The sequence below is a fragment of the Bacillus sp. JZ34 genome (assembly GCF_053903205.1).
The window spans coordinates 2,823,377-2,844,600 of record NZ_CP096403.1 but is presented as its reverse complement, the minus strand read 5'-3'; the positions used below and the strand labels follow the sequence as shown (position 1 = coordinate 2,844,600).

Genomic DNA, 21,224 nt, shown 5'->3' with positions numbered 1-21,224 from the left:
CTGCGGATCAAACGAGAAAGGTGCAAATCGGAAACGATTTGCACCTTCCAGCGTGTCGCCAGTTGTCAGGCCTGCGCGTCGGTGCTCACGAATTCTAACATTCGCTCCGCTCCGATGCTCGGCCTTCCTAGACTGCAAGGGTTTTCAATCACGCTGATGGGATGAAAAAATCTGAAAGGTCCAAATCGGAAACGATTTGGACCTTCATTTATTTTAAATAAGGGTTATATCCGTTGTCTTTTTTCAACATCCTCATTAAATTCGTCATTTTCAATTCGATGAATGGCTGGGCGACCGTTTTCACAAATCCGCTTGATAAGCAGAAAGTTAAAATCGCCGTGGCGATGATTAATAGTGTCAGACTTTGATAATCGGCAAGCCATTCTTCCGCTCCCGTTTTTCTGAACGACTTGATGATAAAGCCGTGCAGCAGATAGACATAAAATGTGCGCGTTCCCCACAGGGTAAAGAAATACCGCCTTTCAGGCACAAGCGCCATGAACGCGAAGGTTGAAGCGAACGTGATGACGAGGAGCGCCACTCGGTTTAACCCGCTTTTTATACCGACATCGCCGAATTCCGAATAGGGTTTGGACCCGAACAGCCAGGAGTAATCGAAGTCTACAAAAAAGTAGAAAACGAACGTTGCTGCTAAAACGGCTAGAGCGGCCTGCTTGCCTTTCCAGCCTCTCAGTATTTTAAAATGGTCTTTTTGCAAATAATAGCCCGCCAAAAAGACCGGGAAGAAAACAAACGTGCGGGACAGGCTGAGCGTGTTGCTGATCAAGTCGATATATCCGACAAGAACGGCGATCGCAAAGCTTGCGGCAAACGCCCATTTCGCCGGCAGTTTTGTGAATGGAAACAACAGGATATTCCAAAAGAACAGGCTCAGCAAAAACCAAAGCGACCATTGCGGTTCAATCGGATTTGCGGCCGTTAAGCTTTGATCATCGATAAAGGAATAAAACAGCGTATAGATTCCCTGGAAAATCAAATAAGGAACAATCAGCTTCCAGGCGATTTTTTTGACATAGCCGTGGCGGTTGAACCCTTTTGCAAAATAGCCTGATATGAGAATAAAAGCAGGCATATGAAACGTGTAAATAAATTTATAAATATGAAGCAGAGCATCATTATCATGAATATAGGACCTGATTATATGTCCGAATACGACGAGAAAAATTAATAGGAATTTTGCATTGTCGAAATAGCTGTCGCGCGAAGTCGCCATAACATCACCCTTTCACAAACATTTTCAGGAGACGCCGGTGCGGGAAGCGTCTGAACCCCGGAACATTCTTTCCGGAATGACGTCTTCCACCAGTCTGGCCTCATTTTAAAATTTTAAAATAGAAAGCATGTGTTTTCCTATGCATTAAGTCTTATTGTTAGGTCGATGTAATTGAACAGTAAGGAACTTTTATATCGTCATCTTCCTGTAAAATAGGCGGAAAGGTTGTAAAAGTTCGAAACAAATGAAGGAAGATTTTCCGGTTTGTAGAATAATTGGAGGACAGGTTTTCAAGAAGGAGTGTAATAAATGGAGGAAACTCTTGATTTGAATGAATCCTTAAATCTGCAAAACCAGCTGAACAGACTGAAGAAAGAGAACGCCAAGCTGAAAGCGGATTTGTATCAGTATGAGCTGCTGTTTAACGGGACGCTGGACGCTATTTTTATATTGGATAAACAGATGAACATCATCCAGGCGAATGATGCCGCCTGCAAAATTCTGCAAAGCCAAAAAAAGAATTTGCTGGACCGGTCGGCGCTCGACTTCCTGCACGCCGTCCCGCCGGATGAACTGAACCAGAGCATTCAACGCTTTTTGGAGCGGGGATATGCGAAAAAAGAAGTGGCCATCAGGCTTGACAACGGATCTGTCAAATATATCGAGTTTACTGCAAGCAAAGGAATCGGTGAAGACTGCTATTTTGTCGTCATGAGGGACATTTCATCGAAAAAAATATTGGAGCGGGAGCGCACCATTAATGAAAAGCTGTTTAAAGATTTGTTTCACCGCGCGGTTGAAGGAATCGTCATCTTTGATAAACAAGGCTGTTTCATCGATGCGAACCATTCGTTTTGCCAGAGCTTCGAAATTGAAAAAACAGAGCTTTCAAAACTGAAGCTGTCTCAATTCGTATCCCCTGAAAACAAGGGGCGGCTCGATAAAATCTGGAATGCTCTTTTCAGAAGAGGGAAAGCAAAAGGGGAGCTTCCTGTCCGGCTCAGATCAGGAGAAGACCGGCTGTTTGAGCTTACGATAACCTCGAACATTTTAAACGGCTTTTACATGTCGATTATGAGGGATATTACCGAGAAGCGCTCGATGGAAAAACAGCTGTTTAAAAGCGAAGAACGCTTTAGAGAAGTCTTTGAAAATGCGATGGATGCCATTATACTGATGAATAACGACGGCCGCATTGTCAAAGCGAACCAGTCGGCCTGCAAAATCTTCGAACTGCCGATGGAACAGCTTCTCAACAAGAAGATGACCGATTTTATTGATCAAACCGATCAGAGGTACCATGCCATTCAAAAGCAGTATGATCAAAAAGGGGAAATCCGGGCGGAACTGCTGTTTCGTATGGCAAACGGACAATATAAAGAGCTTGAGTTCACGTCAAAACGGATCATGTTCGACAGCCAGGACCTAACCATTTTAAGAAATGTCAGCGACAGAAAACGAATGGAACAAGAATTGCGGGAAAGCGAATTGAAGTTCAGAAAAGTATTCAACGGATCAATGGACGGAATCGTTCTTTTCAACAACCAGTACGACATTATCGATGCGAACCCCCTTGCCGGAAAAATTCTCAGCACCCCTCTTGAACAGCTGAAAACGTCCAATCTACTTGATGTCATCTCCGGCTATCATATAGAAAATGCAGCTTCTCCCGCTAAAACGATTTCCTTAGAAGAAATGGACAATGACATCCCATTCCTGCTGAGCGACCAAAAACGGATTCTTGAATTTTCATTTAAAAGAAATATCATTCAAAATATGAACTTGGCGATGCTCAGAGACGTGACAGAACGAAAAGAGCTTGAAGAGCGGCTCCGCAAGTCTGATACCCTTCACGTCGTCGGCGAACTCGCAGCCGGAATTGCCCATGAAATCCGCAACCCGATGACGGCGTTAAAAGGATTTATCCAGCTGCTGAAAGGCAGCATCCAAAATGAGGATCACGCGCTTTACTTTAATGTCATCACATCAGAACTCAAAAGGATTGAATCGATTATTACGGAGTTTCTCATCCTTGCAAAACCGCAGGCGATTATGTATGAAGAAAAAAATATCGTCAAAATCATGCAGGACACAATGGATTTGCTGCACGCTCAGGCAAACCTTGACAACGTTCAGATGCATCTGAAGTGCGAAGGCGGCATTCCGCTGATTTATTGCGAGCCGAATCAGCTGAAACAGGTATTTATCAACATTTTGAAAAATGCGATTGAAGTGATGCCTGACGGAGGCAACGTATATGTGTCGATCAAACCGAAAGGAGACGACCATATCATTATCTCGCTTGCTGACGAAGGAATCGGCATGACAGAAGACAAATTGAAGAGGCTCGGCGAACCTTTTTACACGACAAAAGAACGGGGCACTGGACTCGGGCTCATGGTCAGTTATAAAATTATTGAAGAGCATAATGGAAAAATCGAAGTTGAAAGTGAAGAAGGGAGAGGCACGACATTCCATCTGACTCTCCCGATCAGACAGCATCATGAGGAGGAGGCTTAATCGCATCGTGGGCTTTTATATTGAAATGACCTCGCCTTTTGGACAAGCTTACATTGTCGAGGAAAATCACCACATTACACATTTGCTATTTGAAAAAGATGAACTAAAACAGCTCCAGCAAGGCGGCTTGGAGCTTCGCCGGACCGAAACGGAATTGTTGAAGGAGGCAAAGCGCCAGCTCGAAGAATATTTCAGGGGGGAGCGGAAGACGTTCACCCTTCCTCTCCGCCAGGATGGAACCCCGTTTCAGAAAAAAGTGTGGGAGGCGCTGCAGTTGATCCCGTACGGTGAATCACGGAGCTATTTAGATATCGCGTGCGCCGTCGGGAATCCGAAAGCGGTTCGCGCAATCGGCCAGGCCAATAAAAGAAATGCGCTGCCGATTTTGATCCCGTGCCACCGTGTCATCGGTAAAAATCGTTCTTTAACGGGGTACTCCGGAAATGAAACGGATAAAAAAGCGGTGCTGCTCGACATCGAAAATATTGCATATAAGGGAAAATAATATACGAGCTCGCCGTTTCTTTTTTTCGTCAGCGACATATAATTTTATTAAGTTAAAAATGTTGGTCTTGGTAAAAAAGGAGGACGAATAAGTGAAAACGAACCGCCCGAACAAAATAGCAGGATACGCGGAATTGTTCGTCAAGCTGCACGTGTTGACCGAAGAGCAGAAGAAAGACATCATCAAATCGATTAAAATCCGCTAAAGCGGCCTAAGTAAGGGCTTCAGCGGAAAACAGCGCTTCAATTTCTTCTTCAAACCTATCTGTGATAATCCCTTTTTCCGTAATGATGCCTGAGATTAAATCGTGCGGCGTGATATCAAAAGCAGGGTTGAACACTGGCACCTCTTGCGGAGCTATTTGCGTTCCGTTTATCAGCCTGACTTCATCCGGATCGCGTTCTTCAATCGGAATGTCGTCGCCGCATGAAATCGAAACATCAAAAGTTGACAGGGGAGCGGCGATAAAAAACGGGATTTGAAAGGCTTTGGCGAGGATTGCCAAGCCATATGTTCCGATTTTATTGGCTGTATCTCCGTTTCTCGCGATCCTGTCCGCTCCGACAATGACGGCTGAAATGTTTTTTTCTTTCATCGTATGGGCAGCCATGCTGTCTGTAATCAGCGTCACGTCAATTCCCCCCTGCATAAGCTCCCACGCCGTCAGGCGCGCCCCTTGCAGGACAGGCCTCGTTTCACAGGCATAAATATGAAGGTCGAGGTCCTTTGTTTTGGCAAGATAAAACGGGGAAAGGGCCGTACCGTACCTGCTTGTCGCAATCGAGCCGGCGTTGCAGATGGTCATGATGCTGTCACCCGATTTGAACAAATGCAGTGCATTCTGTCCGATTTGCCGGCACGTTTCTTCGTCTTCAACCTGGATCTGAATAGCTTCATGGATCAGATTTGTTTTTGCTTCATTGACCGATTTTGCGTCCTCCGCACTTTTTACCAGCCGATTGAGAGCCCAGGATAAATTGACGGCTGTCGGCCTTGCCTGATTGAGTTCATCTTTGATTTTTCCGAGTTCCACCAGAAACGCGGAAACGTCAGATGTATCGATGCTTTGTGCGCAAAGGGCGAGTCCGAAGGCGGCTGTAATGCCGATGGCAGGTGCCCCCCTCACTTTCAGCGTTTGAATCGCATCATAGACGTCTTCTTTTGTTGTGAGGTGCAGGTATTCCGTCTTTTCGGGAAGCTTTTGCTGGTTCAGAATTTTTACCGATGCTTCTTCCCATTCGACAGAGCGGGGCACCGCAAATTGTTCAGGCATGTCATTCACTCCTTAAGTGCGTTCCGAAACGCTTCAATCAAGTCTTTTGGCGTCCGGAAACCACTGCGTTTTTCTATGAATGCTGCGCCTATTTTAAGGGCGAGCTTTTTTTGGCTGATTCTCCGGGAAAACGGAACGATTGTTTCAAGGTCCGCCACATGGGCAAGGCCGATCGTCCGGCGGATCATTTCGCAGCCGGCAAAGCCTGCTGCGTCTTCAAACGCCTGCTTCAGAACTGATTCAAGGCGTCCTTTCTCATTTTTGCAAGCGTCAAGAGCATCGTTTTCCCATGCTTCGCTGAATGTCCGGCTGAACGTATGCCAGACGGTCTCGACATGGCGGTATAAAGGAGCCCGCCTGTTTTCTTCGCGGGAAAGCGCGTGCAGCAGCAGGTTGGCGATAAACTGTCCAATGTCAAACCCGATCGGGCCGAAAAACGCAAATTCAGGGTCGATGATTTTCGTTTCGGCTTCTTCACTTGCGAAAATGCTGCCTGTATGAAGGTCGCCGTGGATCAGCGTTTCCTCTGCAGACAAAAAGCGCTGTTTCAGTTTTGCCGCTTCAATTTTTAATGCTTCATTGCGCCAAAGATCTTCCGCTTCATCGCGAAGCTCTTCTTCGAAATCGTTTGTCTCATGATCAAAGAAAGGGTCTGTGAACACAAGGCTTTCTGTAATATCGCACAGATCCGGATTCGTAAACTGCTTCACAAGCCGCCCTTTAACTGTTGGGTCAAGTGCATATTCAGACGAGTAAAAATGTGTTTTTCCAAGGAATTCTCCGATGTCTTCCGACAGGTGCGGATAATCCTTCCCGTCAATCAGTCCTTTTCTGGCGATTTCCAAGTGAGAAAGGTCTTCCAATACGGTAACGGCAAGCTCGGTGTCAGAATAGTACACGTTCGGGACAAGGTGCGGGACATGCTCGGCTTGGCGGATCAGCGCACTGCTTTCGATTCTCGCCCTGTCAAGCGACAGCGGCCAGCTTTCGCCGACGACTTTCGCATAAGGCACCGCCTGTTTGATGATCAGCCCTTTTTGCTGCTCTTTGTCATACACGCGGAAGACCAAATTCAAGTTTCCGTCCCCGATCTCCCGGCATGTCAGGGTGCTTTTGCTTGGAAAAAGCCCGAGGCGAACGGCCAGCGCGGCCGCGGAGCTTTCGGTCAAAGTTTCGTATGCTGCGGTTTTCGTTACGGTCATGTGTGATTCCCCCTAAATGTCGTTAACAATAAAAAAGCCTCTTTCTCATCGAGAGAAAGAGGCTGATTTGTCGCGTTCGCCTCTCTTATCTCTCAGAATTCAAAGTCTGATGGAATTAGCACCGTGCCCTAGCGGCGCAGAATTTCGCGCCCCATTTCACAATGGTATTACGGTCGGTTGCTGTTGGGGTCATTAGGCCAGTCCTTCACCCAACTCTCGATAAGAGAAATCAATATAAAATTTTGAAATTTCAGTTCGGTCAGTTGCTGAAAATGTTACCAGCATCTCAGTTTTCTTGTCAACACTTTTTTAATATAAATCTCTGCGAATGTCCTCAAAAACCGGAATTTGCCCCCGCGCTTTTTCAATGTCCCCGAGGTTGATTTCGGTCCTGATGACGGCTTCACCGCTCCCTGCTTCAGCGAGGGTGCGGCCGAGCGGATCAATGATGATGCTGTGACCCGCAAATTCGTTTGCCGGGTCACTTCCCGCTCGGTTGCAGGCTGCGACAAAGCACTGATTTTCAATCGCTCTGGCTTTTAAAAGGCTTTGCCAGTGATCGAGGCGGGCGAGCGGCCATTCCGCCGATACAAAGATGATGCCCGCACCTTCCTTCGTATGTTTTCTGATCCATTCCGGGAAACGGATGTCGTAGCAGATAAACCCCGCAGCCGGGATCCCTTCAAGCTCGAAGCTCCCGTCGCCTGAGCCCGCTGACAAATAGAGGTGTTCGTCCATCAGCTGGAAAAGGTGAGCTTTGCTGTATTCTTTGATCAAATGTCCGTTTTTGTCTGCGATGTACATGATATTGTACACACCGCTTTTTTTCTTAACGGCGACAGAGCCGCATATGATATGGACACGGTTTGCTTTTGCCGTTTCCTGCAGCCATCTCTTCGTTTGCCTGCCTTCTTCATCTGCGATGGAGCCGAGATTTTTTAAATCATAACCCGTCGTCCACAGCTCGGGAAGGAGAAGAACATCCGCTTTTCGGCTTTCCTGTTCGATCAGCTGCTCCGCTTTTTTAAAATTTTCAGAAGGATTGCCGTATGCGATATCGAATTGCAGACATGAAATTGTCAGCTTCAATCTGGATCACCTCATTTTTTTCTTTACATTTTACATTTAACAATATATGATGATGGACTATCATTTCAAGAATTTTTCAAAAGCGGGTGAATCATATGAAATTTGAGCTTTCAGATGTGCTGAAACAGCTGCCTGAGCAGTTTTTCGCTTCCTTGGTGAAAAAGGTGAATGAAAAAATCGCCGCCGGCCATGATGTGATCAATCTCGGCCAGGGGAATCCCGATCAGCCGACACCTGATCACATCGTTGATACAATGGCGCAAGCCGTTCGCAACCCTGAAAACCATCAGTATTCCTCCTTTCGCGGCAGCCGTTCACTCAAGGAGGCGGCAGCCGCGTTCTATCGAAGGGAATACGGTGTAGAGCTCGATCCCGAACGCGAAGTCGCTGTATTGTTCGGCGGAAAAGCCGGTCTTGTCGAGCTTCCGCAATGTTTGTTAAATCCGGGGGATGCCGTGCTCGTTCCCGATCCCGGCTATCCCGACTACTGGTCGGGCGTTGAGCTGGCAAGAGCGAACATGGCAACGATGCCGCTTACAGCGGGCAATCAGTTTCTGCCTGACTACAGCCGGATTCCGAAGGAAGTGAAAGAAAATGCGAAGCTCATGTATTTAAATTATCCAAACAATCCAACCGGTGCCCAAGCCACGCCTGTTTTTTTCGAAGAGACTGTCCGGTTTGCCAAGTCGAACGGAATTTGCGTCGTCCACGATTTTGCCTACGGTGCGATCGGCTACGACGGCAAGAGGCCTGTCAGCTTTCTCGAAACGGAGGGGGCAAAAGACACAGGAATCGAAATTTACACGCTTTCCAAAACGTATAATATGGCTGGATGGCGGGTCGGGTTTGCAGTTGGCAACGCATCTGTGATCGAAGCGCTGAACCTTTATCAGGACCATATGTATGTCAGCCTTTTTAAAGCGGTCCAAGACGCCGCGGCAGCCGCGCTTCTATCAGACCAAGCGTGTGTCAAGGAGCAAAATGAGCGCTACGAAAAAAGGCGGGATGTATGGATTCGTGCGGTCCGCGAAATCGGTTGGCACGCGGATGCTCCGCAAGGTTCTTTTTTCGCCTGGATGCCTGTCCCTGACGGGTATACATCTGAGGCTTTTTCCGATCTGCTTCTCGAAAAAGCGAATGTCGTCACAGCGCCCGGCATCGGCTTCGGCAAATACGGAGAAGGCTATGTGAGAGTCGGCCTCTTGACAAGCGAAGAGCGGCTCCGGGAAGCGGCTTCGCGCATTGCCAAGCTGAATATATTCAAAAAGACCGGCCACAGTCATTGACAACCGGGAAAAACGATGGGATAATTCAAAATAATTTATAAAATCAATATTCTTATCAAGAGCAGGCAGAGGGACAAGCCCGATGAAGCCCGGCAACCGACTTTTTAAGCACGGTGCTAATTCTTGCAGCTGACGCTGAGAGATAAGGATTCGAACCTGAAATGCGAAACCTCTTTTAGCTAAAGCAGCAAAAGAGGTTTTTTATATGCATGAAGCAGGAAGGAGCTACAGAATGAGTGAACTTTTGGCAACATATGTTTTGACAGATCAAGGATGTGACGCAGAAAAGCGGGCCGAGCAAATCGCGATCGGACTGACGGTCGGGTCGTGGACAGATCTGCCGCTCTTAAAGCAGGAACAGCTGAAAAAGCATAAAGGACGCGTCGTCAAGGTCGAAGAAACAGAAAGCGCGCTGGGGGAAAAACAGGCAACGGTCACCATCGCTTATCCGGAAGCCAATTTTACAAGCGACATTCCCGCTGTGCTGACGACCGTTTTTGGAAAGCTGTCTCTCGACGGAAAAATTAAATTGGCGGATTTGGAGTTTTCGCAGTCTTTTAAACAATCATTGCCGGGTCCGAAATTCGGCGTATACGGGATCCGGAAAAAAATCGGCGAATTTGAAAGGCCTCTGTTGATGAGCATTTTTAAAGGCGTCATCGGCCGCGATATGGAAGACTTGAAGGAACAGCTTAGGCAGCAGGCGCTCGGCGGAGTGGATTTGATCAAGGACGATGAAATCTTATTCGAAACAGGCAGTGCCCCCTTTGAAAAACGAATCACGGAAGGAAAGAAAGTGCTTGAGGCAGCTTTTGAAGAAACAGGGCGCAAAACGCTGTATGCCGTCAACCTGACGGGCAGGACAATGGAGCTGAAATCGAAGGCGAGAAAAGCAGCCGAGCTCGGAGCCGATGTGTTGCTGCTGAATGTGTTTGCCTACGGGCTCGATGTTTTGCAAAGCCTTGCGGAAGACGACGACATCCCGCTGCCGATCATGGCGCACCCGGCAGTAAGCGGCGCACTCACTTCGTCGCCGCATTACGGTTTTTCCCATTCGCTCTTGCTCGGCAAGCTCAACCGGTATGCGGGTGCTGATTTCAGCCTGTTCCCTTCACCGTACGGAAGCGTTGCTCTGCCGAAGCGGGATGCGCTTGCCATATATGATGAATGCACGAAGGAAGACGTTTTTAAACCGACATTCGCCGTCCCGTCGGCCGGTATTCACCCCGGCATGGTGCCGCTCTTGATGAAAGACTTCGGCATTGACCATATCATCAACGCAGGCGGGGGGATTCACGGTCATCCAAACGGAGCGGCAGGCGGAGGAAGAGCGTTTCGGGCGATCATTGATGCCGTCCTGGAAGCGGAGCCAGTCGAAGAAAAAGCAAAGCGTTCTCCCGATTTGAAGCTCGCCCTTGAAAAATGGGGAAGGGTTGAGGTTTCCGTATGAGGCAGCCGCTTATCATTTGCGATTTTGACGGAACCATTACAACAAACGACAACATCATCAGCATTATGAAACAATTTGCTCCAGAAGAGTGGCTCGCTTTAAAAGACGGGGTTCTGTCCAGGGACATATCGATTAAGGACGGGGTCGGCAGAATGTTTCAATTGCTGCCGACAAGCCTGAAAGAAGACATTATGGGATATGTACTGAAACAAGCCGAGATCCGCCCCGGGTTTACAGAGTTTGTCTCTTTCCTGGATGAGCAGGGTCTTCCGTTTTACGTCGTGAGCGGAGGGATGGACTTTTTCGTCTATCCACTGCTTGAAGGCATTGTCGAAAAGGAACGCATTTACTGCAATGAGGCCGGCTTTTCAGGGCGCAATATCGAGATCCGCTGGCCGTATCCGTGTGACGGCAGCTGCGGAAATGAATGCGGCTGCTGCAAGCCTTCTATCATCCGCCGGCTGAAAGGCTGGGACGATTTTGTTGTCATGATTGGGGACTCTGTTACAGATGTTGAAGCTGCCAAATGTTCCGACTTGTGCATCGCGCGCGATTATTTGCTGCGGGAATGTGAGGGACTCGGCCTGAAGCATGCGGGATTCGGCGATTTCCGTGATGTAAAGCGAATACTTGAAGAGACCGCGGAGGTGAAAGAATGGACCCTGAGCAAAAATGGCACGAACTTGCCGAGGTAAAAAAAGAGCTTGCGGAAAGGGATTGGTTCCCTGCGACAAGCGGCAATCTGTCAATCAAAGTATCAGAAGACCCGCTGCGATTTCTCATCACAGCAAGCGGAAAAGATAAGCGAAAAGCATCCGCGGAGGATTTTCTGCTGGCGGACGAAGAGGGGAGACCGGCGGAGACCGGACATACGCTGAAACCGTCGGCGGAGACGCTGCTGCACACCCGTGTCTATCAAAATACAAACGCGGGCTGCTGTCTTCACGTCCATACGATTGACAACAATGTTATCTCAGAGCTTTACGCAAAAGAAAAGCAAGCGACATTCAGAGGCCAGGAAATCATAAAGGCGCTCGGTCTTTGGGAGGAAAATGCGGAGGTTGCGATCCCGATTATCGAAAACAGCGCTCATATTCCGGATTTGACGGCGGATTTTGCCGGACACCTTTCAGGCGATTCAGGGGCAGTGCTGATTCGCAGCCACGGCATTACCGTCTGGGGAAAAACGGCATTTGAGACAAAGCGGATGCTTGAAGCGTATGAATTCCTGTTCAGCTGGCATTTAAAACTGAAAGCTTTGCAGGCTTACCACGTTAATTAAAAAGGGGGAGAAAGCATGGCAACAATTCGAATCCATGATGAACAAAACACGACCATTGAAAAGCAGGAAGAAGTAGAACAATTTCTAAAGGAGCAGGAGGTCATTTATGAAAAATGGGATATCACAAAGCTGCCGGCCGGCTTAAAAGAAAAATACGATTTGACCGATGAAGAGAAACAGGAGATTTTAGACGTCTTTGCCGCTGAAATCAAAGACATTTCAGAACGCCGCGGCTATAAAGCGAGCGATGTCATCTCGCTTTCCGACCAAAATCCGAAACTCGATGAGCTCTTGAAAAATTTCAAACAGGAACATCATCATACAGACGATGAAGTCAGATTTATCGTCAGCGGCCACGGCATCTTTGCGATAGAAGGAAAAGACGGCACATTTTTTGATGTCCTCTTAAATCCGGGAGATTTGATCTCCGTTCCTGAAAACACCCGCCATTATTTCACGCTTCAGGAAGACCGAAAAGTCGTGGCTGTCAGAATCTTTGTGACGACAGAGGGCTGGGTGCCGATTTATGAGAAAGAGAGTGTGAGCCGATAATGAAAAAGCGTCCGTGTGGACGCTTTTTTATTTGTTTCTGTCATAAAGGGCCTTGATGTGGCCTTCATGAAAGGAGAGATGCTGTTTTTCATTTTGATAGTATTGAAGACGGTCAAATACAGAGCCGGTGTGAAGCTCGAACTTATGGCCGTCCGGATCTGAGAAATAAATTGAATCTTTGTCGCCTTCATGCCGTTTTCTGCCCTTTAGCACGTTTACACTTAAATCGCGTAATTTCTTTTCCCAGAACGGCAAATCTTCCTGTTGAATCGAAAAGGCGATATGGGTGTAAGAGTCGTGGATTTCCTGTCTCTTAATGTCTTTCTCTTCGTTTAATGCGAGCCAGATGCCGTTCAGGTCAAAATAAGCGGTTTTCTCGGCCTTTACGAGCCACTTGGCATCAAACACCTTTTCATAGAATGAAATAGAGACGGACAGGTCAGAGACTGAAAACAAGAGATGATTGATACCGAGAATATTATTGTTTGCCATTGCCGTTTATTCCTCCCGTTAGATGTATTTCAAATCCGTCCAGCTCTTTGGTGATTTGCCTGAATAGAAAAGCGAGCACAGCCGCGTCATCAAGCCAGCCGACACCTGCGAGAACATCGGGAATCAAATCGATCGGAGACAGCACATAAATCAATGCCAGCGCGGCCAGTAAAATCGTTTTTTTCGGGAATAAGGGGAAGTCTCCCTTTCTCCAGGCTCTAAATGCCTTGAAAAACAATAAGAGGCCTGAATACGCTTCTTTCACGGCAAAGATGGTTCGGAGCCTTGACACTGGTTTTTTCATCATTTAGACCTCCTTCTATCCTCATGAACTCTTTTAAAGGTGTTTGCCGTATTTCATCGATGGGTATTACACTTTTAATTCCACAATTCTATTATACTCGATTTCAAAATAATTTTTTGAGAAATAGGTTTACAAAATAAGTATAATCTGTAATAATGCTCAAGTACGCAAAATCTGGATGGTTCTAAGAAACGATATGTCGGTAAGGGGTGAAGCGTATGCAAAATTATGTTGAAAAAGAAGCATTGCTCGTTTCCATCAGCAAGAAGCGGCAAATGATGGTTGAAGCCGCTGAAATCTATGGATTTACAGGGGATGAAACGATCAGGCGGAGCCAGGAGCTGGATCAATTAATTTATGAATATCAAAAACTGTCTATGAATGAAAATGCGTCGGACCATCTGCTGCAGGATTTTTTAGGCCGCATCGACTGTCTGACCGTTGAAAAATATACGGCATAGTGACTGAACGAAAAAGAGCTGCCGTGAAAGGCAGGCTCTTTGCAGGAACGGGGAAGCCTCAGTCAACCTGTTCCTTTGAAGTCGGCAGCGTAATCGTTACAGTCGTTCCTTTATGCTGTTCGCTTTCGATCTGAATGGTTCCCCCGTACATGGAAATGATGCGCTTGCACACGACAAGGCCGAGTCCGGTTCCCTTTTCCTTTGACGTGACAAAAGGCTGGAAAATACTCTCCATCATTTCTTTTGGAATGCCTTCTCCAATATCCTTCACAATAATTTGCGCCTTCTCTTGATGATGTTCGATTTGAATGAGCAGCTTTCCGCCGTTTTTCATCGATTCAAGAGCATTTTTGGCGACGTTCAAGACAACCTGCTTAATATGATCTTTTTTACAATACACATAAGCCGGGTCTTCTCCACAGTCTTGAAATTCCACTTCCACATTATATAAATTTGCCTCAGAATGAATAATCGGCATGATTTCGTCAATCATTTCATTCATGGCGTTAAGCTGCCACTGCTCTGCCGTCGGCTTTCCGAGCACGAGAAACTCGCTGACAATCTGGTTGATCCTCCGGATTTCCTGGTCGATGATTGAGAAATACATTTGATCTTCTTTTGATTGATATTTTTTTTGCAGGAGCTGGATAAAGCCGCTGATACCTGTCAGCGGGTTTCTGATTTCATGAGCGGTGCTCGCTGCCAGGGTGCCGATTAATTCGAGCTTCTGGGCTTCATTTTGGGCGCGCTCCTGCTTGGTCCGCCGCTTCAGCAGCACATACTGGAGCATGAGGAACATAATATTCAGCAGAATGAAAATACTTAAAAATGACAGCAGAAGACTGTGAACGATTTCATCAAGCTGGACCGGTTCCGGATAAACTTCAAGCTTCCAGTCGATCTGATCCAAAAAAGCATCGACGGTGCCGCCGTCCGGCTTCTCAGGAGGAGAATGGCCTGCTGTAAAGACAATCTGATTCTTCTGGTTGAGAATTTTGATATAAAGCTCAGGGCTCAGGACGTTCATGATATTTTTCAGATAATCGACGCGGATCGAAGCCAGCAGAAAATTTGTCGTTCTGCCTTCGCTGTCATAGACAGGAGTAAAAATATTCAGCTCCAGCCTGTCCGACACTGTATGTATATCGTCTGTGATCACGGATTTCTTTGATTTTTCCGCTTTTTGCAGAATGTTCTTGTATGAAACCTTCTTTTTTTCTTTGACGGGAGACGTGCTCACCATGACATCGCCGTCTTTATTTAAAAGGTATAAAGCCGAAAAACGCGGTTCTTTTTTATACGTTTCCGTCAGGATTCGTTTGATATGCTGCTCATTAACAGGGTGGTTGAGGGCCGTGGCAAGGGAGCTGAGCCTTGCTTCTGTTTCGCCGATCAGGTAGTTGATTTGGTTGCGGTGAATATTGAGCATGAGAGTCGCAGTCTGACGGTGCTTTTCAGTGATATTTTCTCGTTCTTGTTCGTATACAAAAAAGCTTATAATGAAGGCGGGGATCATCACCAAGATCAAATAAAGCCTGACTTTCTTCCATAGATTTTTCAAATTGCGCATATTTTTACTCTCTCCCAATCGATACAGGAATAGGGGTATTATATCACTAGTGAGAGCCGATTTATAGAAAAGATAACCAATACCGTGAAAATAGGACACAATACCGGGGAATTTCCGGATATATCTATTTGATGTTCGATTCCTACTCATCATAACATGGTTTGAATGTTAACAGTTGACATTTTCCTCATAGTTTATTAATGTTTTCCTGTAGTTGTTTCTTTGGAGATGAGAGATATGAGTAATAGAGAACAGGAACAGTCCTTGAAATTATTTATTGTATTATCTCGAGCGTACAGATCCATTAATGATCATATGAATAAACATATTCATCATCATGGTCTGAATCCAACCGAGTTTGCCGTTTTAGAACTCCTCTATCATAAAGGGGATCAGCCCCTTCAGCAAATAGGGGATAAGATTCTACTGGCGAGCGGGAGTATTACATATGTGGTTGACAAGCTTGAGCAAAAGGAGCTGATCGCGAGAAGAGCCTGTGCGACCGACCGCAGGGTGACCTATGCGCAAATTACAGATAAAGGCACCAAGCTCCTGGAGAAGATTTTTCCGGGTCATGCAGAAGAGCTTCACCACATGATCAGCGTGTTAAGCGATGAGGAGAAAGAAGCCTGCATCGAAATGCTGAAAAAAGTCGGGCTGAACGCAAGAAATATTTATAAGGGCAAAGAATAAGGAAGCTGCCAAAAGGCAGCTTCCTATTCTTTTTTATTCAAGTTTTCCTGGCCGATCGGCAGGATGAGGATTTCAACGCGTCTGTTTTTCCTTCTTCCTTCTTCGGTGTCATTTGAAGCGATCGGTTTAAATTCTCCGTAGCCTTTCGCGCTGAATATCTTGGCGTCAAGCTTGGGATTTTCGATTAAAAGCCCCATGAAATTGACTGCCCGCATCACGCTTAAATGCCAATTTGATTTAAATTGAGAATTTCGAATCGGCACATTGTCCGTATGTCCGCTGATTACGATATTGCGGGGCGGATTCAAGACGAGAAGGTCGGATACTTCCTTGGCCAGCGGAATGTCCTGCTGGCGGATCTCCGCTTTTCCGGAATCAAAAAAGATATTATCCTCGATGGAAAGGAGGAGGCCTTCGTCTGTCAGCTTCGTATTGACCTGTTTTTCAAGACTTTTCTCTTTAATAAACCGGTTGACCTGCTCCTGAATTTTTTTCAGCGACTGCTTGTCTTTTTCTTTTTGATCTTGAGAGAGATCTTTTGCTTGGTCAGGGCTTTTTCCATCTTCGGTTGTGCTCGTTTTCGGCTCGGTGAAGCTGGAATAATCCATCATTCCTGTTCCGCCGGTAAATACGGCATTGAATGATTTAGACAGCATATCGAACTTCTTGGCGTCGATCGAGCTCATGGCAAACAGTACGATGAACAAGGCCAAAAGCAGTGTCAGCAGGTCGGCATATGGGATGAGCCAAGACTCATCCACGTGTTCTTCATGGTCTTTTTTGTGCTTCTTTTTTCTAGCCATTGCTGCTGTCTCCTTTGTCTCCTTCTGGGATGACGATGCTGGAGCGTTCGCTTGGAGAGACATACATCAAAAGCTTTTGTTCAATGACTTTTGGCGCCTGGCCTTCCAAGATCGAAAGGATGCCTTCAATCATGACTTCGCGGACTTTGACTTCCTGTTTGGATTTCCGCTTTAATTTATTGGCAAAAGGATGCCATAGTACATATCCGGTGAAGATCCCGAGAAGGGTCGCGACAAAAGCGGCGCTGATCGCATGTCCAAGCGCTTCAGTGTCGCTCATATCCGCAAGCGCTGCGATCAGTCCGACAACAGCGCCCAAAACGCCGAGTGTCGGCGCGTATGTGCCCGCCTGGGTAAAAATGCCCGCTCCGACTTGATGTCTTTCTTCCATTGCTTCAACTTCTTCAGTTAAAACGTCCCTGATAAATTCGGCACTTTGGCCGTCTACTGCCATGCTCATGCCGTTTTTCAAAAATTCATCATCGATCTCATTCAAATTTGCTTCCAAAGCGAGAAGTCCTTCACGTCTTGCGATTTGTGCCCACTCGGAAAACATCGGGATCAATTCGTTGATTTCGATCATCTTCTTCTCTTTGAACAAGATGCCGAAGAGTTTGGGAACCTTTTTGATCTCGCGGATTGGAAAAGCGATCACAACTGCTGCGATTGTACCGACAAGGATGATCAGCCATGCCGCGGGATTGACGAGAACGGAAGGGCTGACACCTTTCATGACCATGCCGACACCTACTCCGATGATAGCTAAGATGATTCCAATTAACGATGTTTTGTCCATTTTTTCACCAATTCCTTTAACTAACTTTTCTATCGTTAATATCGGTGTTGCGTGATAGGAACTTTAGGGTGTTTCTTAAATTGTTTCAAAATCATGGTGAAAAGGGACTTTAGGGTTATTTAATGCTAAAAAATAGAATTTTTGTGATTCTTACGTTGTATGTAAAGCGGCCTCCGCAATTGGAGGCCGTTATGTGTGTTATGCGGTTGGTTTCACCAAGATTTCATCGTTTTCAACGATAACCGCAAAACCGTTGATGTGTTCTTCTTCAAGCAGCAGATCGGTCATTTGATCTTCGACTGCTGTTTGAATGGTTCGTCTTAATGGGCGGGCGCCGAAGGCCGGATGGTATCCGATTTCAGCAATTTTTTCTTTTGCTTCATCTGAAACTTCAAGCGTCATGTTTTGCTCTTTTAACGTTTCTTCAAGCTCTTCCAGCAAGAGAGTGACGATCTTGACCAGATCTTCTTTTTCGAGCGGCTGGAACTCGATGATGCTGTCAAATCTGTTCAGGAATTCCGGCTTAAAGTAGCTGCTTAGGGAATCGATCATTGATTGTTCGCCCATTACTTGTTCTTCCCGGTTAAAACCGACGGTTGTCCGCTTTTCAGATACTCCGGCATTGCTTGTCATAATGATGACGGTATCTTTAAAGCTGACCGTCCGTCCCTGGCTGTCTGTCAGACGTCCGTCTTCCATGATTTGCAGGAACATGTGCTGAACATCGGGATGGGCTTTTTCGATTTCATCAAGCAAAACGATGCTGTACGGGTTCCTCCGGACTTTTTCGGTGAGCTGTCCGGCTTCTTCGTGGCCGACATATCCAGGAGGTGAACCGATCAGCTTCGATACGGCGTGTTTTTCCATGTATTCGCTCATATCGAGGCGGATGACGGCATCCTTCGTGCCGAACAGTTCTTCCGCAAGCCTTTTAGAAAGTTCTGTTTTACCGACACCTGTCGGGCCGACGAACAGGAATGAACCGACTGGCCTGTTTTTTGATTTCAGGCCGGCGCGGCTTCTTTTGACGGCTTTTGCCACTTTTTTTACCGCTTCTTTTTGACCGATCACGCGGCTTGAAAGGTTTGCTTCAAGCTCTTTCATTTTCTTCTGATCGTCGTGCTGAAGCTTGCCGACCGGAATGCCGGTTTTTTGTTCGATGATCGCTTGAATGTCTTCAGCTTTAACGGTTGCCCGTTTTTCTTTCGCATGGTTTTCCATTTTTTTGTGCAGTGCTTCTTCTTCATCGCGGAGCTTTGCTGCAAGCTCATAGTTTTCTTCCTGCAGCGCTTTAGCTTTTTCCGCTTCGATTTCTTTCAGGCGTTGGGAAGCTTGTTCACCGCTGACCGTGTCGATTTTCAAGTTCGCTTTTGAACCGGCTTCATCCAAAAGGTCGATCGCCTTATCGGGAAGATGACGGTCCTGAATATAGCGGCTAGACAGAACGACGCAGGCTTTGATCGCTTCATCCGTGTAAGTTACATCATGATACGCTTCGTATTTTTCTTTCAGCCCGTTTAAAATCGCCGCGGTCTGCTCAATTGTCGGTTCATGCACCATGATCGGCTGGAAGCGCCGCTCTAATGCTGCATCTTTTTCGATTTGGCGATATTCTTTCAAGGTCGTCGCGCCGATGACTTGCAGTTCGCCTCTGGCAAGCGCAGGTTTTAAAATGTTGCTGGCGTCCATGGAGCCTTCGGCAGAGCCTGCTCCGACAAGAAGGTGAATTTCGTCAATAAACAAGACCGCGTTTTTGCGTTCTTTCAGCTCTTTCATCAGCTGTTTCATTCTTTCTTCAAATTGTCCTCTGATGCCGGTGTTTGCTACGAGGGAAGCGACATCAAGCAGGTAGAGTTCTTTGTTTTTCAATTTATTTGGAACATCGCCTTCGGCGATTTTGAGAGCAAGTCCTTCAGCAACGGCTGTTTTACCAACGCCCGGTTCACCGATTAAGACAGGGTTGTTTTTATTTCTGCGGTTTAAGATCTCGATTACACGGGCCACTTCATCATCGCGGCCGATCACCGGATCGAGCAAGCCTGTCTTTGCGGCATTCGTTAAGTTGACGGCAAGTTCATCGAGCAAGCCTTTTTTGGCAGCGGTTTGCGTCTGCGCTTGTGATGGCTGGCTGAAGAAAGAACCTCCTCCGCCAAAAAAATGATTTCCTGAAAACATAGAAGGCTGAGTCAGCTCTTTATAGCAGTCTTTACATAAATCCATTTGCTTTTTTGTAAAGTTGATTTGCATGTTCAGGCGAATCGTCGCCTCATTTTTTTGACAATGTTGACAACGCATTTGCCAAAACCCCCTTTATTGAATTTGACCTTTTTTGACCAATTGACTTTGAAAAAATGGTCTGCAATTTGACCATTTCTGACTATTAGTATACATTGACCTTCTTTGACTTTCAAGTTCTATGCTTTTTTCTTTTTGTTCCTGAATGAGAAGTTGTCCTTCTTTTTAAAGGACATGGCTCATATGGTGTAGAAAGGGAATTCGTTTACGGAGGAGTCGTATGAGTCAATCACATGGATCAGCCTTTCAGCTGGCATTTGTTTATGTAGGAACGGTCGTCGGAGCCGGATTTGCAACTGGAAGAGAAATCGTCGAGTTTTTTTTAAGATTCGGCTGGCCGGGATTAGCCGGAATTTTGATCAGCGGACTGATGTTTACATTTCTCGGCGCAAAAATGATGCTGATTGCGGTCAGAATCAATGCCAAATCTTATCAGGAGCTGAATCAATATTTATTCGGCCATACGCTCGGGAAATTTGTCAATGTCTTCATGCTCGTGATTTTGCTCGGCGTGACGTCTGTCATGCTGTCCGGAGCGGGGGCGATATTTGAGGAACAGCTCGGCTTTTCAAACCAAGCGGGGATGATTGCGACGATTGCCTTGAGTCTGTTTGTCATGATGAAGGGCGTTAAAGGGATATTCGGCGTCAATGTCATTGTCGTTCCGCTGCTGCTTCTGTTCACAGTCATCGTCCTGTTCGATTCGTTTATTTTCAGAGGGCCGGAGATCCACAATTTGGCGGCATTCTCGGCGGCAAAACCCGATTGGATTTTATCCGCTGTTTCGTACGGCGCTTTTAATTTGTCGCTCGCACAGGCGGTTCTCGTGCCGATCGCTTCTGAACTGAAATCTGAACGGCTCATTATAAAAGGAGCATTAATCGGAGGGTGTCTGCTTACCCTTGTGTTGATCGCGAGCTTTCTGTCTCTTTCAACATTGCCTGATGTCCTGTTATACGAAGTTCCGATGGCACAGGTTGTATTCATTGTCCAACATTCTGTCCATATCATCTATCTGTTTATCATTTTCGGGGAAGTCTTCACATCGGTCATCGGCAATTTATATGGTCTTGAAAAGCAGATTAATGAATATCTTCATATGAAAAGCCTGTATGTATTTATGTTCATCCTGCTGACAATCTACTTGACGGGACAAATCGGCTACGGAAAACTGATATCGACCATTTATCCTTTGTTCGGCCAGCTGAGCCTCGTCTTTATATTCTTTTTGATCGTCAAAAGGGTGCCTGAGCGTTGAATGGCAGGCATTGCACTTGGCGAAACATGCGATTTGTGATAAGATGGCGAAGGAAAATTGAAACAAAATCCGCTTGAAACTGCGGGAGAGGTTCTAGCAAAACCCTCTATAAAAAACTAAGGAAAGCTGTATCCTTGGGGTATGGCCTTTTTTATTGTT

General features: G+C 46.4%; 21 protein-coding genes and 3 riboswitches. Of the genes, 11 read left to right on the top strand and 10 right to left on the bottom strand.

Annotated elements, in window-relative coordinates; all coding sequences use genetic code 11:
• Positions 1 to 208 precede the first annotated feature (208 nt).
• Positions 209 to 1,234: an acyltransferase family protein gene (locus M1D90_RS14355; RefSeq protein ID WP_025810280.1), complete on the bottom strand. Its 1,026-nt coding sequence runs from the start codon at positions 1,232 to 1,234 to the stop codon at positions 209 to 211.
• A gap of 309 nt (positions 1,235 to 1,543) precedes the next feature.
• On the opposite strand from M1D90_RS14355, the gene M1D90_RS14350 reads away from it, so the two are divergent.
• From M1D90_RS14350 to M1D90_RS14340, 3 genes are all read left to right on the top strand, one after another.
• Positions 1,544 to 3,754 (top strand): PAS domain-containing sensor histidine kinase, encoded by a 2,211-nt coding sequence (locus M1D90_RS14350; protein ID WP_020451133.1) that lies wholly within the window; start codon positions 1,544 to 1,546, stop codon positions 3,752 to 3,754.
• A gap of 7 nt (positions 3,755 to 3,761) precedes the next feature.
• On the top strand, positions 3,762 to 4,259 hold the full coding sequence (locus M1D90_RS14345) for a methylated-DNA--[protein]-cysteine S-methyltransferase (protein WP_095290327.1): 498 nt from the start codon (positions 3,762 to 3,764) through the stop codon (positions 4,257 to 4,259).
• A gap of 91 nt (positions 4,260 to 4,350) precedes the next feature.
• Positions 4,351 to 4,464 (top strand): hypothetical protein, encoded by a 114-nt coding sequence (locus tag M1D90_RS14340; RefSeq protein ID WP_023857319.1) that lies wholly within the window; start codon positions 4,351 to 4,353, stop codon positions 4,462 to 4,464.
• Between the two features lie 6 nt (positions 4,465 to 4,470).
• Here the strand turns inward: M1D90_RS14340 and mtnA are convergent, their stop codons facing one another.
• The 3 genes from mtnA to M1D90_RS14325 all read right to left on the bottom strand — a co-directional run bounded on the left by mtnA (position 4,471) and on the right by M1D90_RS14325 (position 7,823).
• Positions 4,471 to 5,532, bottom strand: coding sequence for an S-methyl-5-thioribose-1-phosphate isomerase (gene mtnA, locus M1D90_RS14335; protein ID WP_026579811.1), 1,062 nt, complete (start codon positions 5,530 to 5,532; stop codon positions 4,471 to 4,473).
• A gap of 5 nt (positions 5,533 to 5,537) precedes the next feature.
• Positions 5,538 to 6,734: an S-methyl-5-thioribose kinase gene (gene mtnK / locus M1D90_RS14330; protein WP_020451136.1), complete on the bottom strand. Its 1,197-nt coding sequence runs from the start codon at positions 6,732 to 6,734 to the stop codon at positions 5,538 to 5,540.
• Positions 6,735 to 6,816: 82 nt separating this feature from the next.
• Positions 6,817 to 6,960, bottom strand: a riboswitch (SAM riboswitch).
• 83 nt (positions 6,961 to 7,043) lie between these two features.
• Positions 7,044 to 7,823, bottom strand: coding sequence for a carbon-nitrogen family hydrolase (locus M1D90_RS14325; protein ID WP_020451137.1), 780 nt, complete (start codon positions 7,821 to 7,823; stop codon positions 7,044 to 7,046).
• Between the two features lie 95 nt (positions 7,824 to 7,918).
• Between M1D90_RS14325 and M1D90_RS14320 the strand changes: the two genes are divergently transcribed.
• The 5 genes from M1D90_RS14320 (at position 7,919) to M1D90_RS14300 (ending at position 12,393) form a co-directional block, all read left to right on the top strand.
• Positions 7,919 to 9,109, top strand: coding sequence for a pyridoxal phosphate-dependent aminotransferase (locus tag M1D90_RS14320; RefSeq protein ID WP_020451138.1), 1,191 nt, complete (start codon positions 7,919 to 7,921; stop codon positions 9,107 to 9,109).
• 49 nt (positions 9,110 to 9,158) lie between these two features.
• A riboswitch (SAM riboswitch) is annotated at positions 9,159 to 9,258 on the top strand.
• 83 nt (positions 9,259 to 9,341) lie between these two features.
• The gene (gene mtnW, locus M1D90_RS14315; protein ID WP_256163703.1) at positions 9,342 to 10,559 is read left to right on the top strand and encodes a 2,3-diketo-5-methylthiopentyl-1-phosphate enolase; all 1,218 of its coding nucleotides are present in this window, start codon (positions 9,342 to 9,344) and stop codon (positions 10,557 to 10,559) included.
• Positions 10,556 to 11,254: a 2-hydroxy-3-keto-5-methylthiopentenyl-1-phosphate phosphatase gene (mtnX, locus tag M1D90_RS14310; RefSeq protein ID WP_456282837.1), complete on the top strand. Its 699-nt coding sequence runs from the start codon at positions 10,556 to 10,558 to the stop codon at positions 11,252 to 11,254. The genes mtnW and mtnX overlap by 4 nt, the downstream gene beginning before the upstream one ends.
• On the top strand, positions 11,215 to 11,841 hold the full coding sequence (locus tag M1D90_RS14305; protein WP_039072688.1) for a methylthioribulose 1-phosphate dehydratase: 627 nt from the start codon (positions 11,215 to 11,217) through the stop codon (positions 11,839 to 11,841). Before mtnX ends, M1D90_RS14305 begins: the two co-directional genes overlap by 40 nt.
• A gap of 15 nt (positions 11,842 to 11,856) precedes the next feature.
• Positions 11,857 to 12,393 (top strand): 1,2-dihydroxy-3-keto-5-methylthiopentene dioxygenase, encoded by a 537-nt coding sequence (locus M1D90_RS14300; RefSeq protein ID WP_039072689.1) that lies wholly within the window; start codon positions 11,857 to 11,859, stop codon positions 12,391 to 12,393.
• Between the two features lie 27 nt (positions 12,394 to 12,420).
• On the opposite strand, the gene fosB is transcribed toward M1D90_RS14300, so the two are convergent.
• Together fosB and M1D90_RS14290 are read right to left on the bottom strand one after the other, a co-directional pair.
• Entirely contained in the window at positions 12,421 to 12,885 is a 465-nt protein-coding gene (gene fosB / locus M1D90_RS14295; RefSeq protein WP_212110489.1) for a metallothiol transferase FosB, read from the bottom strand.
• Entirely contained in the window at positions 12,872 to 13,189 is a 318-nt protein-coding gene (locus M1D90_RS14290) for a YkvA family protein (RefSeq protein WP_023857313.1), read from the bottom strand. Before M1D90_RS14290 ends, fosB begins: the two co-directional genes overlap by 14 nt.
• Positions 13,190 to 13,407: 218 nt before the next feature.
• Here M1D90_RS14290 and M1D90_RS14285 point away from each other — a divergent pair, with 218 nt between their 5' ends.
• Positions 13,408 to 13,650 (top strand): aspartyl-phosphate phosphatase Spo0E family protein, encoded by a 243-nt coding sequence (locus M1D90_RS14285; RefSeq protein WP_026579805.1) that lies wholly within the window; start codon positions 13,408 to 13,410, stop codon positions 13,648 to 13,650.
• 58 nt (positions 13,651 to 13,708) lie between these two features.
• Here M1D90_RS14285 and M1D90_RS14280 read toward each other — a convergent pair whose 3' ends face one another.
• Positions 13,709 to 15,220 (bottom strand): PAS domain-containing sensor histidine kinase, encoded by a 1,512-nt coding sequence (locus M1D90_RS14280; RefSeq protein WP_020451146.1) that lies wholly within the window; start codon positions 15,218 to 15,220, stop codon positions 13,709 to 13,711.
• Between the two features lie 237 nt (positions 15,221 to 15,457).
• Between M1D90_RS14280 and M1D90_RS14275 the strand changes: the two genes are divergently transcribed.
• A complete protein-coding gene (locus M1D90_RS14275; RefSeq protein WP_020451147.1) occupies positions 15,458 to 15,913 on the top strand; it encodes a MarR family winged helix-turn-helix transcriptional regulator in 456 nt (151 codons plus the stop codon).
• 23 nt (positions 15,914 to 15,936) lie between these two features.
• On the opposite strand, the gene motB is transcribed toward M1D90_RS14275, so the two are convergent.
• The 3 genes from motB to M1D90_RS14260 all read right to left on the bottom strand — a co-directional run bounded on the left by motB (position 15,937) and on the right by M1D90_RS14260 (position 19,807).
• Positions 15,937 to 16,716 carry a flagellar motor protein MotB gene (gene motB / locus M1D90_RS14270; protein WP_020451148.1) on the bottom strand — a complete coding sequence of 260 codons (780 nt, stop codon included), beginning with the start codon at positions 16,714 to 16,716 and terminating at the stop codon, positions 15,937 to 15,939.
• A complete protein-coding gene (gene motA / locus M1D90_RS14265; protein WP_020451149.1) occupies positions 16,709 to 17,512 on the bottom strand; it encodes a flagellar motor stator protein MotA in 804 nt (267 codons plus the stop codon). The genes motB and motA overlap by 8 nt, the downstream gene beginning before the upstream one ends.
• 198 nt (positions 17,513 to 17,710) lie before the next feature.
• The gene (locus M1D90_RS14260; RefSeq protein WP_149169431.1) at positions 17,711 to 19,807 is read right to left on the bottom strand and encodes an ATP-dependent Clp protease ATP-binding subunit; all 2,097 of its coding nucleotides are present in this window, start codon (positions 19,805 to 19,807) and stop codon (positions 17,711 to 17,713) included.
• Between the two features lie 220 nt (positions 19,808 to 20,027).
• On the opposite strand from M1D90_RS14260, the gene M1D90_RS14255 reads away from it, so the two are divergent.
• Positions 20,028 to 21,065: a YkvI family membrane protein gene (locus tag M1D90_RS14255; RefSeq protein ID WP_020451151.1), complete on the top strand. Its 1,038-nt coding sequence runs from the start codon at positions 20,028 to 20,030 to the stop codon at positions 21,063 to 21,065.
• 81 nt (positions 21,066 to 21,146) lie between these two features.
• A riboswitch (PreQ1 riboswitch) is annotated at positions 21,147 to 21,191 on the top strand.
• Positions 21,192 to 21,224 lie beyond the last annotated feature (33 nt).